We start from the raw sequence: 13,743 nt of genomic DNA, 5'->3' as shown, positions 1-13,743 counted from the left end.
CCGAGTAGGTCATGGCGTTAATTGTCATGACCTTTGTAAAGAGTTTCTTCTTAAACCATTAATATCAAACTAAGTAAGAGAAACATAATGAAAAAAACAATTTTAACCGCTTTAGTATTTGCCATTTACTCAGCATCTGTTACAGCAGATGAATCGCCTAGTATCTATGGGCGACTTGATTTATCAGTTACCCATTCAGACTTAGGTTCAACTGTTTACAGTGGTACTAGCGGAGTGAACGTGGGCGAGAGTGGCACTTATCTTGAAAATAACTCATCCAATATTGGTCTCAAAGGTAAATCAAACATAAATGACGACATTAAAATTATCTACAAGATGGAGTTTGGCGTAAATAATATGTCTAACCGTGCCAATGATTCTAGCAAAGTATTCTCTGCAAGGAATAGCTATTTAGGTATTGAAACAGTTTATGGCTCTTTGCTTATTGGTCGAAATGATACAGTTTTTAAAACGTCAGAGGGTAAGGTTGATATTTTTGGTACAACGAATGCTGATATTAATCAATTAGTCGCTGGACAGACCAGAAGTGCTGATGGTCTGTGGTATTACTCTCCAAAGTTATTCGGTCTAGTTGATTTTAATGCCACTTACTTAATGCAAGATAATTATGGTGTCGATGACAATTTGTACGCATTAAGTATGACTAGTGGTGATAAGGAACTCAAGAATAGTCATTATTATTTAGCAGCAGCACTTAATAAAGGTATTGCGAATATCGATGCTTATCGTGCTGTTACACAAATTAAGTTAGGAGACGTTAAACTTGGTGGGATATTTCAACATACTGAGAATTTGACATTTTCCAACATGAAAGGGCACTCCTATTTTATCAATGCGACCTATGATTTATCCGGTATCACACTGAAAGCTGAGTTTGGTAAAGATCGCTCTGGATTAGGTGGCTATTTTTCTAAACTTGTTGGCCAAAATGATGAGGTGACTGATGTTGATATCAGCCAGTTTACTATTGGTATCGATAAAAAAGTGACTAAATCGACTCGAGTTTATACTCATTTTTCCGTATACGAAGGCGAATATAGATTGTCTGGCATAAAGCAAGATGTTGGCGACGATAAAGTTGTTACATTAGGTGTCCGCCACGTTTTTTAACCGCCTAAAATGTAGCCGAGTGTCGGTTGCTTTAGCTTGCTCTCGGCTAAAATTGTCGAACTTAATATAAAATTTGAGGTGATTTAATTGGCTACTATATATCTAATTAGTCAAGGGGATGCAAAATCTTTAGACGTGTACGACCTGTCTGCACCTTCTCATCATTCACTGTCTAATCTCGGAGAATTGCATGCAAATATGCTAGCAAACTCATTGAGGGATACTCGGTTTGAAATTGTATACTCTTGCACGTCACCATTATCAATAGAAACGGCTGGAATATTAAACCAGGGACGGAAAAGATCCATATCTGTGATTAAAAAGTTAGCATTGGAGGATTTTAAAGCCGATTTTGACGTTAATGGAGAATGTTTTGATTTAACCCTGTGTATTCATACTATGATGTTGCAATCCCGTGGGTTTTGCTCATCTATTTATACTCAATTAAAAATAGTAGAGAAACGTCTTTTTGAAATCATTGAAAATATTGGCATGCTATACAGTGGTAATGTGCTTATTGTATTAGAGTCTTTGATGGTTAAATTATTGACTAACTATTTCCTGACGGAACAAAATTCTGAAACACTTTGGAATACCATTCGTCCAGTAAGTTTGAGTATTTTACATTCTGATGCTAAAGGACGTCATTTGATACTGAATAATGACATTTCCCATTATCAATGCCAAAGCGTAGCTTAGCATACAACACCAAGTCTGTGTTTCAACAATATGTTTCTAGGTTCTCAAATTGATTAAAAAAACGATTTATCTATTACGTCATGGGCAGACACAATTTAACGCAGAGCTACGTTTACAGGGACGTTGTAATTCTCCTTTAACGGCACTGGGAGAGTTACAGGCACAAGCGGTTGGGGAGGTCTTGAAGCAGCATGTATACAGTGTGGATGAATGGGCATTTCATGTTAGTCCGTTAGGGCGAGCAGTACAGACCGCAGAAATTATTTGTCAACAAATTGGTTTTCCTGTTGCACGGTTACAAAAGGATGCGCGTTTAATTGAATTCGGTCTTGGTGATTGGGAACAGCAGCGCGTCCCAGATATTAAGCAATCTCAGCCTGAGTTAAGTGGCATCGTCGACTGGTATACCTATGCTCCGAATGCTGAGTCATTTACAAGTATAAGTGGGCGTCTTAAGGATTGGCTAAACGATCCTAGCATCCCTGAACGCGTCATTGTCGTTTCTCATGCTTTATCTGGGGCCGTGTTTCGCGGCATTTATGCAGATCTGGATTATCAAGCTTTATGGGCACAAGAAATGCCGCAAGATGCATTTTTTAAGCTTGACGACGGTAAGGTGATAAAAATTCAATGTCTTTAGTTATCTCGGCTAGGGATAAACTGAACTTGGCCTGACAAATTTCAAAATAGCGTCACTTTTTTACACTTTACCCACTCCGCTTTAACTCAGTATCTGTAATACTGCTCCGACATTGATTTGAAGTTGATCAGTGTTAGAAAAGCAGCGCACAAAGCGCGCGATTGGGGAGAGAAAATGAGTACGTTTGTAAAGTTAACCCTAGCGGGCACCTTAGTGATATTCGCCATACTTGCCGCGGGTATTTACCGTTTCAACATGACCAATGATGATATTTATATGGTGATGGAAGATGGTAAGGTCATGCAATACGACGAGGCTATGGCACAGGAAAAAGCGCAGGCACAGGCCAATGAGGTCGAAGTGGTGACACCGCTTGAGGTTAAGCCGGTGGCGAATGCGTCGGAAGTGATGCTTAAACTCTTTAGCTTAAATACCGCTAACCCGTTTGAAATTACCCTACCAGAGGGCGGTAAATCGGTTGCCTTGACCCATTTTATTAAGATCAAGCAAACGGAATTTGCGATGGGCGATTATCAAGATGGCGAGGTAAAAGGCCGAGTATTACTGGATTATTTGCGCATTACGCCGTTAAATTTCGATCCCGCTTTAGAGCCTGATACCCAGAGTAACGCGCCAATTCAAGATGATCCTAAAATGCAGACTATGCCCTTTGTGGCACCGTTTATTGTGACGACTCAAGGTTCGGGGGCATTTTGGTATCTTGGCTTGTTTAGCCTCGATTTTGAACACAATAATTTGAAGCATTTAGGCAGCGTCGTGCTAGGCGATCGCATTGAGGTGGACAGTATTGAACCTGTTTATCCCTTCGAAGCTCCATTCAAAATTGCCGTGACTTATCGCGATAGAGCGCCTGACCAACCTATGTCTGAAAGCCCTGAAATCGTCAAAACCTTAGAGGTGACAGTCAGTGAAACTGGCATCACTAACATAACTCAGTAGTGAGTAGTCGTGCGCAACGGGTCGGGAGTAAATGCATTATGGATCTGCGCAGGCTTGTGCTAAGTTATTTTTCGTTCCGTGTGTGATGCTTGCCGCAGCGGCAAGCATTCTCGGGTAGATAGACTTGGCATAAGGTTTTGACAAGGAGAGTGTCATGCAAGTTAGCAAAATCACTGGGAAATTTGATGTTAAGCTCACCCCAGATAGCCCCTATGCGACAGGGGTTGGCGGCGTGACGTTAGGGCGTATGGCCTTAGATAAAACCTTTTATGGTGAGCTTGAGGGCCGCAGTCAAGGTGAAATGCTCAGTGCGATGACGTCAGTCAAAGGCTCGGCTGGCTATGTGGCGATTGAACAAGTGGTTGGCAATGTATGCGGTAAGCAGGGCAGTTTCGTGCTGCAACATTTTGGCATTATGACCGATGGGCAAAACCGTTTGATCTTAGAAGTGGTTCCCCATTCTGGCGCGGGCGAGTTGCAGGGCTTAACGGGCACTATGGCCATCAGTATCGAAAATGGTCAGCATTTTTATGAGTTCCAGTTTGGCTTTGAAGCCAGCGCTGAGCCCACATTTTAGCGCAGCTTTTATTTTCCCACTTCGATTTTTGTTTTCGCAATTTAGTCTTCCTTAGTCGAGATAGAAAACCTAGCTTGATTAAATCTGATAATAGACATAAAAAAACCAGCCTAGGCTGGTTTTTTGTGACGCTTTGTTATGACTCACTTTTATAACCAATTAGATCAAATCGTTGAGTCAAGACTAACTGCTAGCATTAAGACATGTTTTTTACGACTTTGATTTTATCGACAACCTTTTTCACGTCGTCGGTATTCTCAGCAATTTTCAGCGCTAACTGACGTTCGGCATCGCTAGCAACTTCACCTTTTAAGGTGACGATACCATTGGCGACATCCACATTAATCTGGGTGCCAGAAACATCGGTTGAAAACAGTAAACGGGTTTTGACGACTGTGGCAACCTTAGAATCGGTCAACGACGCGACAACGTCACTGGTGCCTTCTTTCTCATTCATTACAGTGAGTTGGTTATCGACATCTTTTACCCCGTCTAAACTTTTGATCAGTTCAGAGGCGAGGGCTTTATCGACACTGCTTTCCACTTTACCTGTTAATGTGACGTTTCCGTCTTTCACATCGGTGATAATGTCAAAGGAATTGAGGTTAGTGTTGAGCAGTAAAGTGGTTTCAGCTTTACCATCGATCCACGCATCCTTTGCCCCGTCCTTCCAATCTTGAGCTGCGGCGACATTTAAACTGATTGAACCGACAAGTAAGGTCGCTAGTACTGATGCTGTTGTGGTTTTCATAATCATATCCTCCGTTGTTTTCTCGATGTTAGATATTGCGTGAATCGTGCCAGCTTTATTAAGTCATTGACTTAAATGATTTTAGTTGATGATTTCGATATTTTCATGTCTCAGCGATTTCCCCTAAGTCGGTCTTTTTTACCGACAAAATGTAATTTTTGCTGGTAAGCAAAGCCATCTTTAGAGCATAAAAAAACCGCACGAATAAGTGCGGTTGAGTGTGTAAGGTTTCGCGTATGCAGTAGCAAGCCGTATTAGTACAGAGACATCATATTGATGTGCACTGATGCTAACAGCTACAAGGATTAACTGGGGTTGAGTGAACTCATACCATCGCAACTGATTTGCAACCAAGCGGCACCTTCTGCGAGCTGATTGGCAAGCTGTGGCTGATGTGCTTGCCTTACCGCTTGTTTCATCTGGATTAACACTTGTTGTTCAATGGCGACAAGTGCGGCCATCGCTTGTGCCATATGGCATTGTTGCAGCAATTTGGTCACTTGAGTATAAGTCACTGGTATTGCATGACTTAGACCATGAATAGGCTCACCAGTTAGAGGGCGCAGCTGTTCAAAACGCGTCAACATTCGTTGGTGGATATTCGCTTTGGTCGAAAAAATACGCTTAAGGTTATAGTCTTCGACGTACGTCATTGCCTGATTGTAGAATGTTAGCCCTTCTTGATTGAGCTTTATTATTTCATCAATCAAACTGATATCGGCGCGGATATCAGTCTGATGTTGCACAACATTAGACTTCATGAATGCCTCCAAATGCCAGTGTTCGGCACAGTCCTGTTTAACGGTTTGGCTTAACTAATTGCGTTTCGTTCAGCTACCATGCATATTTTGTTCTCATTTTTAATGGTATGTTAACAGGCTGATTTTTAGGCTGATATTCTCGGTTACTTGCGCCATCCTCTTAGAATATCGGCAACTATTACCGTTGCTGTTGTTAAAATTTCACGACTGACATACAGTAGCCCTTCATACACAGGGAGTGGGATAGCATGGCTCGATTGACACTTTTTTATCACCTGCAGGATGTAAACGCCGAGCAAGCTATCATTGAACTCGCCGGCGCAGCCGACTTTAATAAGCTACGCAGTGTCGATGATTTACCTTGGATAGAGCAGCTTGAGGCGAACCACATTGATGTTGCCATCATTGAGCTGTCTAGCCTTAGCCGTGAGGATTATCTTGGGCTGCTGGACAATACAGCCTTGTCTAATATCGAGTTTATATTTCTCTCCGACGGTCAGCCGAACCCCAATCTTGATCAGTTAATGTCGAATTTTGCCTGTTATCATTTTCGTAAACCCTACGATATGACGTTGATCAGTGACATCTTCGCCGATTTTGCCCAGTATTTAGTCTCATCACCAATCCGGCCTCGGCCTTTTTCCAGCGAGCTAGACCAATATGGTTTGCTTGTCGGTTCCTCTGCAGCTATGCACAAGCTGTATCGTACGATACGTCGCGTTTCTGCGACCGACAGTAATGTGCTGATTATTGGTGAGAGTGGCGCAGGGAAAGAGCTCGTTGCCAATACCATACATCTTGCCAGCCCGAGATTGAACGAGCCTTTTATTGCAATTAACTGCGGTGCATTAAGCCCTGAGTTGGTCGATAGTGAGCTGTTTGGTCATGTCAAAGGCGCTTTCACTGGTGCGAATCGCGATCACAAAGGCGTATTTGAGCAGGCAGAAGGTGGAACCTTATTTCTTGATGAAGTCACCGAAATGCCGATTGAGCATCAAGTGAAGTTACTCAGAGTGCTTGAAAATAGCGAATATCGTCCCGTTGGCGGTGCCAAAGTGCAGCATGCCAATGTGCGGATTGTGGCGGCAACTAATCGTGATCCCATAGTGGCGATTGAGGCAGGGCAATTTCGCGAAGATTTGTATTTCCGTTTGGCCCAGTTCCCTATCCGCGTTCCGCCATTAAGGGAACGTGGCGATGATATTTTCGGGCTAGCGCAGCATTTTCTTGCCTATCGTAATGTGGCCGAAAAGCAGAATAAAAGCCTCGCTGAAGACAGTGCGCAGATGATTGCGGCATATCCTTGGCCAGGGAATGTGCGTGAATTAAAACATGCCATTGAGCGAGCCTATATTTTGGCAGATCAAGAGATTTTACCCAGTCACTTACAACTGCCACAGGCGAGTGAAATGGGGGCATCTGCCGATGACCAAGTGGTTATTCCGCAGGGCATGCGTTTAGAAGACTTAGAAAAAATCGCCATTTATCAAGCATTAGAAACCACTCAAGGCAATAAAACTGACACTGCCGAGCAACTGGGGATCAGTGTAAAAACCCTCTACAACAAGCTCAGCAAGTACGAGCAACAAGTCGAAGCGGGTGAGCCGACGGCGGAATAGTGCTGATTATCAAATTAATATTGAAACAGAACCGATTTTTGCACTATTTTTTTTGTAAATAATAACTCCTATTCTACAGCCCTTAAACAGAAAAGCGGAGATAGAATATGAAACACTTATTTACTACAGCATTATGGCTTTCTTTGACTGCCAGTAGTTTTGTAAACGCTACCCCAGCGGTAGGAAGTCTTGAAACAGTCGCTGAATTGCCAATACGACCTGGCAATGTCAGCGTCACTGCACAAGGTCGGATTTTTGCCACGGTACATCCACTTGATACGCCGTCAGGTATACAACTGATTGAAGTTAATCGTGAAACCAATGCTTACAAAGCTTGGCCTTCAATGGATTTGCAGAAAGCTTCGACTGCCAATATGACTCAATTTGATACCTTATTAGGGATTGCTCAGGACAAAGCTGGACACCTCTGGACCGCAGATATGGGGTTAGAATTAGGTCAGACGAGGATTTGGGGATTCAACATTAAGGATGGCAGTCTATATAAACAAATTGTCCTACCACAAGCACTCGCGCCCAAAGGCAGCTTTATGCAGGATCTGGTTGTCGATTCACAAAAAGGTTGGATTTATTTAGCCGATATCGCCAACCCAGGCCTCTTAGCAGTGCGTATCGACGATGGTCATACCGTACGTTTTTCAGGTCATAGCTCGCTGCAGGCCGAAGCGGATGCAGTAATGAACATAGATAACAAAACAACATTGTTTAATGGCAAGGTTGCTAGTGTCGCGGTCAATCCCATCAGTTTATCTGCCGATGGAAGTACACTCTATTATGGTGCAATGAATGGCACTCACTGGTATCAGTTATCGACTGCGGCTTTACAAACAGGCAATAATGATAAAATTATCGCGACTGTAAAATTAGTCGGAGCTAAGCCTGTGTCAGATGGCGCTGCAACGTCCAAACAAGGTAATCATTACTTCACCAATTTGAACCACAATGCCATATCTATGCTAGATAACAAAGGTACGCTATCAACAGTGGTCAGTTCTCCATTGCTGGATTTTCCCGATAGTGTGCAATTTGGTGAAACGGGCTGGTTATATATTTCAGTGAATCAATTGCATAAAGCAAAAGCCTTTAATGGCGAAGCTGAAACAGCCAAACCACCTTATCGCATCATGCGACTCTGGACTGGTGAGGATACCGCTGCGGGTCAATAACACCTTAGCTGCAACTGCAAAGTTGCAGCTTTTCGTTACAGTATGAGCGATATCGCAACTGTTATCTCCATTGATGTCAGTCGTTGGTTTAACTCGAAAGGATCTAAAAATAAGTTAGGTGTTGATTGTGTAAACTATCAATGCCTCATATTGTTACTAGCACAGGTCAATTTGGGATGGTGAGATAATTTTTGGAACAAGGAACAAGTTCAGTGACACTTAATCAACCTCCTAAGAGTGCGCTTTATCTCAAGGCGTTGAGTACCCAGTACCGACCTATACTGTGGTTTTTTGCCATTGCCTTGTTAGTGCTTGGATTGCTTTGTGCGAGGGCGGCCTGGTTACAACCCGAGCCCGTGTTACGGCTTGTGCTTGGTTGGGTGGCATTTTTTCTGTTGTTCCCTGTACTGCCGCTAGCGTTAGTTCGGCAACAATCTTGGTTAGATACCGAGCGACAGCAATTGTGGCTCGGTAAAGGTGTCTTCAATGGGAAGTTGCCTGGATTGTGGCGTTGGCGCGCCTATGCCTTTTCAGATATTAATGCTGTGCAACTCTATCTGCTACAAACAACCCATTGGCACCAGCTCGACCGTAACCGCCAAGCGGAAGATACGGTAGATCACTATCTCGCTTATTTACAAGTGCAGCAGCCTAAAGGGAGTCAACTGAAATTGGCTAACAGCACTGACAAGCAGGAATTACAGCAAGTTTTGCAGCAATGCGCGCAAGCGATAGGCTGTAAGTTTCAGGATTTTAGCAATAGTCCTCAAAAATCCCACCCCAAAGTGAGTGAATTTAATTTTATGCGAGTGCTTATTGCGCTTGTTGTTTTTATCTTAATAAACATCGCGATAGTGTCATTTATATGATTTTTGGGTCGATAGCATTTTCAGTCGATTCTTGATAAGGCACAAATACCTTGAGAGATGCGGGTTGAACTTCAATGGTGAGATCCGCGGGCTCAAAAATTTCGCCATCAATCACATATTTACATTTGGGCTCACTACTAATACGCACTTTTTTCGCATGGGCGTGGTGGACCTTGGTTGCGCTAGATGGCGTACCAGGTAGCTTTGAATGCGTGTCTTTATTACCTTCCTTTACCCATCCAGCAATGGCTAATTCTGCTAGGCTAAGGAGCTTGTCTGTCGGCTCTCTGCCGGCATCTAGCCAGGTAATATCGAGCAGGCCATCTGTCATGTTTGGCTCGCCATCGCCCTGTGCTAATACGCTGGTAAACGGGGCTGCATTGGCAACAATAAGGCTATGGGTGGTCAATGTTGTGGGCTCGGCATCATCTAAGCTGAGCTGTATGGTTAAAGTGACATCGGCATTGACGGCGCGCCATAAACCATCGAGGTAGGCAAACTGGCCGAGGGCATTTTTACGTTCACGGTTGGCTGATTCAATCATCTGCTGTTCAAAGCCAATCCCCACAAGTAACAAGACTAATTGTTCATTACAACGAGCCGTATCTATGGCTTGGTAATGCCCTTGGATAATATTGTCCAGCGCCTGAGATACAGGAATGAGCTTACTGCCTAAACCAAATAGCGCGTGGCTGAGGGCGTTAGTCGTGCCTAGGGGAATGATCCCTAAGGCGATGTCGGTGTTCACTATTTCCGATGCCACCTCTGTCACTGTGCCATCGCCGCCACAGGCAATAATGATATCTGCGCCGTTATTGCGGGCTTTTTTGGCGAAGGTGTTTGCGCTGATATTTTCGCTGGTGAGTTTTAACGTTAGGTCAAAATAGGCTTTTAGTTCGTCTTGGATTTGCTCGCCATATTGTTGCCATTTTCCGCCGCCGGAGACTGGGTTGGCGATAATCCACGCCACTTTATGGATGTTGATTTTGCCTTGCTTGAGCATGTGCTCAAGGGCGCGTAATTGCCATTTGTTTAAGCCCGCGGTTTTGCGGACTTGCTTAATCTGTTGCAATACTTCGGAGAAGTTGCGCTGTTTATCTTTACAGACTAAATAGGCGGCGAGCACCAGTACTGAACGGCCACGCCCCATAGCACAGTGGATCAGCACCTGTTTATTGGCGCGTACTTGGCGATGCAACCAGTTAACGGCTTGATTGAGCTGGGCGCTGGTCGGCACGCTATGGTCGAGGATGGGAATGTTTAAATACTCGATATGATCTTCAAACTGCGACCAATCTAAGCCATCAAATTCGGCGGTCACATCAAGAATTGCGGTGATCTTATTGGCTTTGATTTTCTCCAGATCCGCAGAAAATAATCGGCAGCCGAGATACAACTGCTCATCTATCTTTTGCATCGACGGCACAGAGTCGCGTTTTCTCGCCCAATGGTTATACAGCCGGCTACCCAATAGAAACGGAATAAAGCCCCAGCGAATATACCAAGGGATAGTGCCATCTTGGCGCTTTCTAAAGATGCTGGCGAGATTAAACCAGTAGGCTGAACCGACTAAAAATAGCGACAGGCTCGTCCAAGCCCAAATAAAGGTGAGCAGGGGAGACGTGCCCGTTACCGCAAAATAGGCTAGCAGTACGGCACCTGCTAAGTAGAAATATTTGATGTGGATTTTGCTTAGCATACGCGCCCTCCAATGCTGTATTTTTGATTTAACCGCTGCATGTTAAACGGCTGACTAAATCGGTGAATCGCGTCGTTGAAACCAGGTGTTAACTCAAGTTTAAATTAGGTGCTAACTCAAAAGGGTGGCAGTAGACGAGTCTATTGCCACCCTAAAATGAGGTTTGTTTAGCACTTAGTATCTTTAGCTTTAACACCTTCTTTGACTTCTTCACAGGCATCTTCGATGGCATTACCTGTATCAGTCATCACTTCATCAATTTTTTCACCCGCGTCCTCGGCTTTGTTATCGCTACAAGCGGTTAAACCGAGGGCGAGTAATAATGCCAGTGAAGCGCTTGTCATCAGAGTAAATGGTTTCATATACATCTCCTTTCTAAAAAATAATTAAAGTCGTGGTGACTTGCCCTTGAGGGCATTAATCAGCAGTGAAATCACGAGTAACACAATAAATAAGAAGAAAATAATTTTTGCGATTCCCGCTGCCGCGCCAGCGATACCCGTAAATCCAAACAGTCCGGCAATAACAGCGACAACTAGAAATACTAATGTCCAACCTAACATAATAACCTCCTGCCCTTGTCTTAATCCTTCGCATGACCGTTTGTGTCATTTGTAAGGTAACGGCTAATGGTTATTTCTAGATTGCGAACATAATGCCAACTTTTAGCGTTTTACTTAAATCGTTGATTTTAAATAAAATTTAAAGGATTTGTTTTAAGTGGATACGAATGTGCGAAGCGTGGAATAGGCAATTTTTACCTAAGCTTCGGTAAGAGTTGCAGCCAGAAAATAGAGGAGCACAGCAAAAAAACCGATACTTTTGAATGACAAAAAACTTTATTCACAAATCATGTGGTATGTAGATTTTTGGGGAAGGGATATGTCCTATCAAAGTTTGCCTCGCAGCCCATTCTTAAATTAGGCAGCATGTATTCGATTGGTTGCTGGCGTGCATTGTCGCGGCAGTGGCCATCGGAAAAAGGGACTTTTCCGTTGAGCCCCCAAGGATGGGTTTACGGCGTGCCACTGGAGCGACAGTGCTTAGCGGCATTGGCACAAACAGAGCCAATAACTCAAGGGATTAGATTGGTAATAAGGTCGGCGGCTTCGATTTAACGAGGTAGTGAAGAAGATTGCATCAAGTAGGGAGTTGAGTCCCTACTTGATGTCTCGATAGTCCGTTAGGGGTTAAAAACGATTTAGCGGTTTCCAGCGTTGCAGGCTAACTGGAATGCTAACCCCTTGGGATAACAGCAAGTTAATCCGGGATTGATAGGCCGCGCCCACCATTAAATGTTTGGCTAAATCGACCGCATTACGGGCTTTATAGTCATCTAAATAACTGCCTTTTGCCCACGCATTAAATGCGCCAAGGGCAGGGCCTGCCCAAATTTGGTAATCCATTTCGCGGCCGACTTCACCTGTGTTCGACCAGCGGCTAGACAGACCCAAATACCAGCGGAAAATCAACGCCATCTTACGTTTGGGGTTATCCAGTGCGCGCTCGATTTGCTTAGGATCGCGCTCGTTAAAGTGGGCGACAGTGCCCGCCCAAATGTCATCGAGTGATGCGCGAAACACTTGCTCTTCGAGCTTTTTACGCTCGTCCGCGGGGATGGCATCAATTGAATCGTAACGGGTGTAGATTTCATAAAGCTTATTGGCGCGCATCGGGAACAAAGTGCCGCGCTTAACCACTTGTAATTTCACGCCCATTTCGAACATATCGGCGGCGGGTGCCATAGTCACATCGGCCATTTCTGTGGTGGCGAGTAACTTACGTGTGTGTTCGCTCGCGCCCGCCTCCACACACGCTTGGTTGATTGAACCTGTGACGATAAAGGCCGCGCCCATGTTGAAGGTGGCTAATGCTGCGTCGGGGGTACCAACGCCGCCGCCTGCTCCCACACGGATGGGCGTCTTGTATTGATACTTAGCTTGGATTTCATCTTTGAGCGCCAAAATCGTCGGCAATAGCGTGACCAGTGGACGATTGTCGGTATGGCCGCCAGAATCGGCTTCGGCCGTGATGTCGTCCGCCATGGGTACAAGTTGCGCCATCGCCATTTGATCTTGGCTGATAAGGCCTTCACTGACTAATTGCTGCAGAATTTTGGCAGGCGCCGGCTCCATAAACTTAGTCGCGACTTCGGTGCGACTGATTTTGGCTATGACTTTGTTGCCAATGACGATGTCGCCATGTGCGTCGCGGCTCAAACCTGCTGCGCGGTAATAGACGATTTGTGGCGTTAAACCTAAAAATGCCGAGGCTTCGACCGTGCGCACTTTATGTTTTAAGAACAACTCAACACTGCCGCGCTCTAATGCGGGCTCGCTTGGGCTGTGAATTAAATTAAAGGCGTAAGGACCATTAGGCAGCGCCGCTTGAATGCGAGTAATGGCCGCTTCAACGCGGGATGGGATTAACCCCGCCGCGCCAAACGAACACAAAATGCCCGCTTGGCCCAGCGCGATAACCAGTTCTTCTGAGGCAATACCGTTAGCCATAGCGCCAGCGTAGTAAGCGTATTTAACCCCGTGTACGCGGCGAAAATTACTGTCGCCTAAACTTTGGGTGCCAAGGGCGGGCGCAAAGGCGCTGACGGGGTGTGAGCCTAGTGGCGCTTGGCTGTCGCTTGTGGTCACTTCGGCCGTTTGCGCTATGCCTAAGCCTTTTTCACAGTGATTCACTAAGTAACAGGCTTGGCTTAAATCTTTGAGTTTTTTGCCTAATGAGTCGATATCAAAGCTCAGCGCGGCATCGTTGACTTGCCACGGCCAAGGGCTGAGTTTTTCGTTATTACTATTAAATTGATCGAGAGTATGGCTTGTCATAGGTATTCTCTTTTTA

The 13,743-nt window shown here is 44.7% G+C and carries 14 protein-coding genes; 8 read left to right on the top strand and 6 right to left on the bottom strand.

Going from position 1 to position 13,743, the window contains the following annotated elements:
- The first annotated feature begins 87 nt into the window (after positions 1-87).
- The 5 genes from Q4Q57_RS00855 (at position 88) to Q4Q57_RS00835 (ending at position 4,007) form a co-directional block, all read left to right on the top strand.
- The gene (locus Q4Q57_RS00855; RefSeq protein WP_311889282.1) at positions 88-1,131 is read left to right on the top strand and encodes a porin; all 1,044 of its coding nucleotides are present in this window, start codon (positions 88-90) and stop codon (positions 1,129-1,131) included.
- A gap of 87 nt (positions 1,132-1,218) precedes the next feature.
- Positions 1,219-1,830 carry a hypothetical protein gene (locus tag Q4Q57_RS00850; protein ID WP_300484014.1) on the top strand — a complete coding sequence of 204 codons (612 nt, stop codon included), beginning with the start codon at positions 1,219-1,221 and terminating at the stop codon, positions 1,828-1,830.
- Positions 1,831-1,879: 49 nt separating this feature from the next.
- Positions 1,880-2,470, top strand: a complete 591-nt coding sequence (locus Q4Q57_RS00845) for a histidine phosphatase family protein (protein WP_300484012.1) — start codon at positions 1,880-1,882, stop codon at positions 2,468-2,470.
- Positions 2,471-2,644: 174 nt separating this feature from the next.
- Positions 2,645-3,430 carry a hypothetical protein gene (locus tag Q4Q57_RS00840; RefSeq protein ID WP_311889280.1) on the top strand — a complete coding sequence of 262 codons (786 nt, stop codon included), beginning with the start codon at positions 2,645-2,647 and terminating at the stop codon, positions 3,428-3,430.
- Between the two features lie 154 nt (positions 3,431-3,584).
- Positions 3,585-4,007, top strand: a complete 423-nt coding sequence (locus tag Q4Q57_RS00835; protein ID WP_311889278.1) for a DUF3224 domain-containing protein — start codon at positions 3,585-3,587, stop codon at positions 4,005-4,007.
- Between the two features lie 196 nt (positions 4,008-4,203).
- Here the strand turns inward: Q4Q57_RS00835 and Q4Q57_RS00830 are convergent, their stop codons facing one another.
- Together Q4Q57_RS00830 and Q4Q57_RS00825 are read right to left on the bottom strand one after the other, a co-directional pair.
- Positions 4,204-4,758, bottom strand: coding sequence for a BON domain-containing protein (locus Q4Q57_RS00830; RefSeq protein WP_006080940.1), 555 nt, complete (start codon positions 4,756-4,758; stop codon positions 4,204-4,206).
- A gap of 305 nt (positions 4,759-5,063) precedes the next feature.
- Positions 5,064-5,519 (bottom strand): hypothetical protein, encoded by a 456-nt coding sequence (locus tag Q4Q57_RS00825; RefSeq protein WP_012088704.1) that lies wholly within the window; start codon positions 5,517-5,519, stop codon positions 5,064-5,066.
- Between the two features lie 248 nt (positions 5,520-5,767).
- Here Q4Q57_RS00825 and Q4Q57_RS00820 point away from each other — a divergent pair, with 248 nt between their 5' ends.
- The 3 genes from Q4Q57_RS00820 to Q4Q57_RS00810 all read left to right on the top strand — a co-directional run bounded on the left by Q4Q57_RS00820 (position 5,768) and on the right by Q4Q57_RS00810 (position 9,191).
- On the top strand, positions 5,768-7,138 hold the full coding sequence (locus tag Q4Q57_RS00820; RefSeq protein ID WP_311889277.1) for a sigma-54 dependent transcriptional regulator: 1,371 nt from the start codon (positions 5,768-5,770) through the stop codon (positions 7,136-7,138).
- Positions 7,139-7,245: 107 nt separating this feature from the next.
- A complete protein-coding gene (locus Q4Q57_RS00815; RefSeq protein WP_311889276.1) occupies positions 7,246-8,322 on the top strand; it encodes an L-dopachrome tautomerase-related protein in 1,077 nt (358 codons plus the stop codon).
- Between the two features lie 212 nt (positions 8,323-8,534).
- Entirely contained in the window at positions 8,535-9,191 is a 657-nt protein-coding gene (locus Q4Q57_RS00810; protein WP_012088707.1) for a hypothetical protein, read from the top strand.
- Here Q4Q57_RS00810 and Q4Q57_RS00805 read toward each other — a convergent pair.
- From Q4Q57_RS00805 to pfaD, 4 genes are all read right to left on the bottom strand, one after another.
- Positions 9,184-10,890, bottom strand: coding sequence for a diacylglycerol kinase family protein (locus Q4Q57_RS00805; protein WP_311889275.1), 1,707 nt, complete (start codon positions 10,888-10,890; stop codon positions 9,184-9,186). The genes Q4Q57_RS00810 and Q4Q57_RS00805 overlap by 8 nt on opposite strands.
- Positions 10,891-11,057: 167 nt before the next feature.
- Positions 11,058-11,252 (bottom strand): hypothetical protein, encoded by a 195-nt coding sequence (locus Q4Q57_RS00800; protein ID WP_006085205.1) that lies wholly within the window; start codon positions 11,250-11,252, stop codon positions 11,058-11,060.
- A gap of 24 nt (positions 11,253-11,276) precedes the next feature.
- Positions 11,277-11,453 (bottom strand): DUF1328 domain-containing protein, encoded by a 177-nt coding sequence (locus Q4Q57_RS00795; protein WP_006080947.1) that lies wholly within the window; start codon positions 11,451-11,453, stop codon positions 11,277-11,279.
- A 627-nt stretch (positions 11,454-12,080) separates the two neighbouring features.
- On the bottom strand, positions 12,081-13,727 hold the full coding sequence (gene pfaD, locus Q4Q57_RS00790) for an eicosapentaenoate synthase subunit PfaD (RefSeq protein WP_311889274.1): 1,647 nt from the start codon (positions 13,725-13,727) through the stop codon (positions 12,081-12,083).
- Positions 13,728-13,743 lie beyond the last annotated feature (16 nt).

Origin of the sequence: Shewanella sp. SP2S2-6, assembly GCF_031931965.1 — a bacterium.
GTDB lineage: Bacteria > Pseudomonadota > Gammaproteobacteria > Enterobacterales > Shewanellaceae > Shewanella > Shewanella baltica.
The sequence above is the reverse complement of the archived record's forward strand: the minus strand, read 5'-3'. Positions and strand labels throughout refer to the sequence as shown.

Excerpts from the sequence above, each read along its gene's own strand:
- Q4Q57_RS00855 (WP_311889282.1), top strand. The coding sequence starts at position 88 with ATGAAAAAAACAATTTTAACCGCTTTAGTATTTGCCATTTACTCAGCA.
- Q4Q57_RS00840 (WP_311889280.1), top strand. The coding sequence starts at position 2,645 with ATGAGTACGTTTGTAAAGTTAACCCTAGCGGGCACCTTAGTGATATTC.
- Q4Q57_RS00835 (WP_311889278.1), top strand. The coding sequence starts at position 3,585 with ATGCAAGTTAGCAAAATCACTGGGAAATTTGATGTTAAGCTCACCCCA.
- Q4Q57_RS00830 (WP_006080940.1), bottom strand. The coding sequence starts at position 4,758 with ATGAAAACCACAACAGCATCAGTACTAGCGACCTTACTTGTCGGTTCA.
- Q4Q57_RS00825 (WP_012088704.1), bottom strand. The coding sequence starts at position 5,519 with ATGAAGTCTAATGTTGTGCAACATCAGACTGATATCCGCGCCGATATC.
- Q4Q57_RS00820 (WP_311889277.1), top strand. The coding sequence starts at position 5,768 with ATGGCTCGATTGACACTTTTTTATCACCTGCAGGATGTAAACGCCGAG.
- Q4Q57_RS00815 (WP_311889276.1), top strand. The coding sequence starts at position 7,246 with ATGAAACACTTATTTACTACAGCATTATGGCTTTCTTTGACTGCCAGT.
- Q4Q57_RS00805 (WP_311889275.1), bottom strand. The coding sequence starts at position 10,890 with ATGCTAAGCAAAATCCACATCAAATATTTCTACTTAGCAGGTGCCGTA.
- Q4Q57_RS00800 (WP_006085205.1), bottom strand. The coding sequence starts at position 11,252 with ATGAAACCATTTACTCTGATGACAAGCGCTTCACTGGCATTATTACTC.
- Q4Q57_RS00795 (WP_006080947.1), bottom strand. The coding sequence starts at position 11,453 with ATGTTAGGTTGGACATTAGTATTTCTAGTTGTCGCTGTTATTGCCGGA.
- pfaD (WP_311889274.1), bottom strand. The coding sequence starts at position 13,727 with ATGACAAGCCATACTCTCGATCAATTTAATAGTAATAACGAAAAACTC.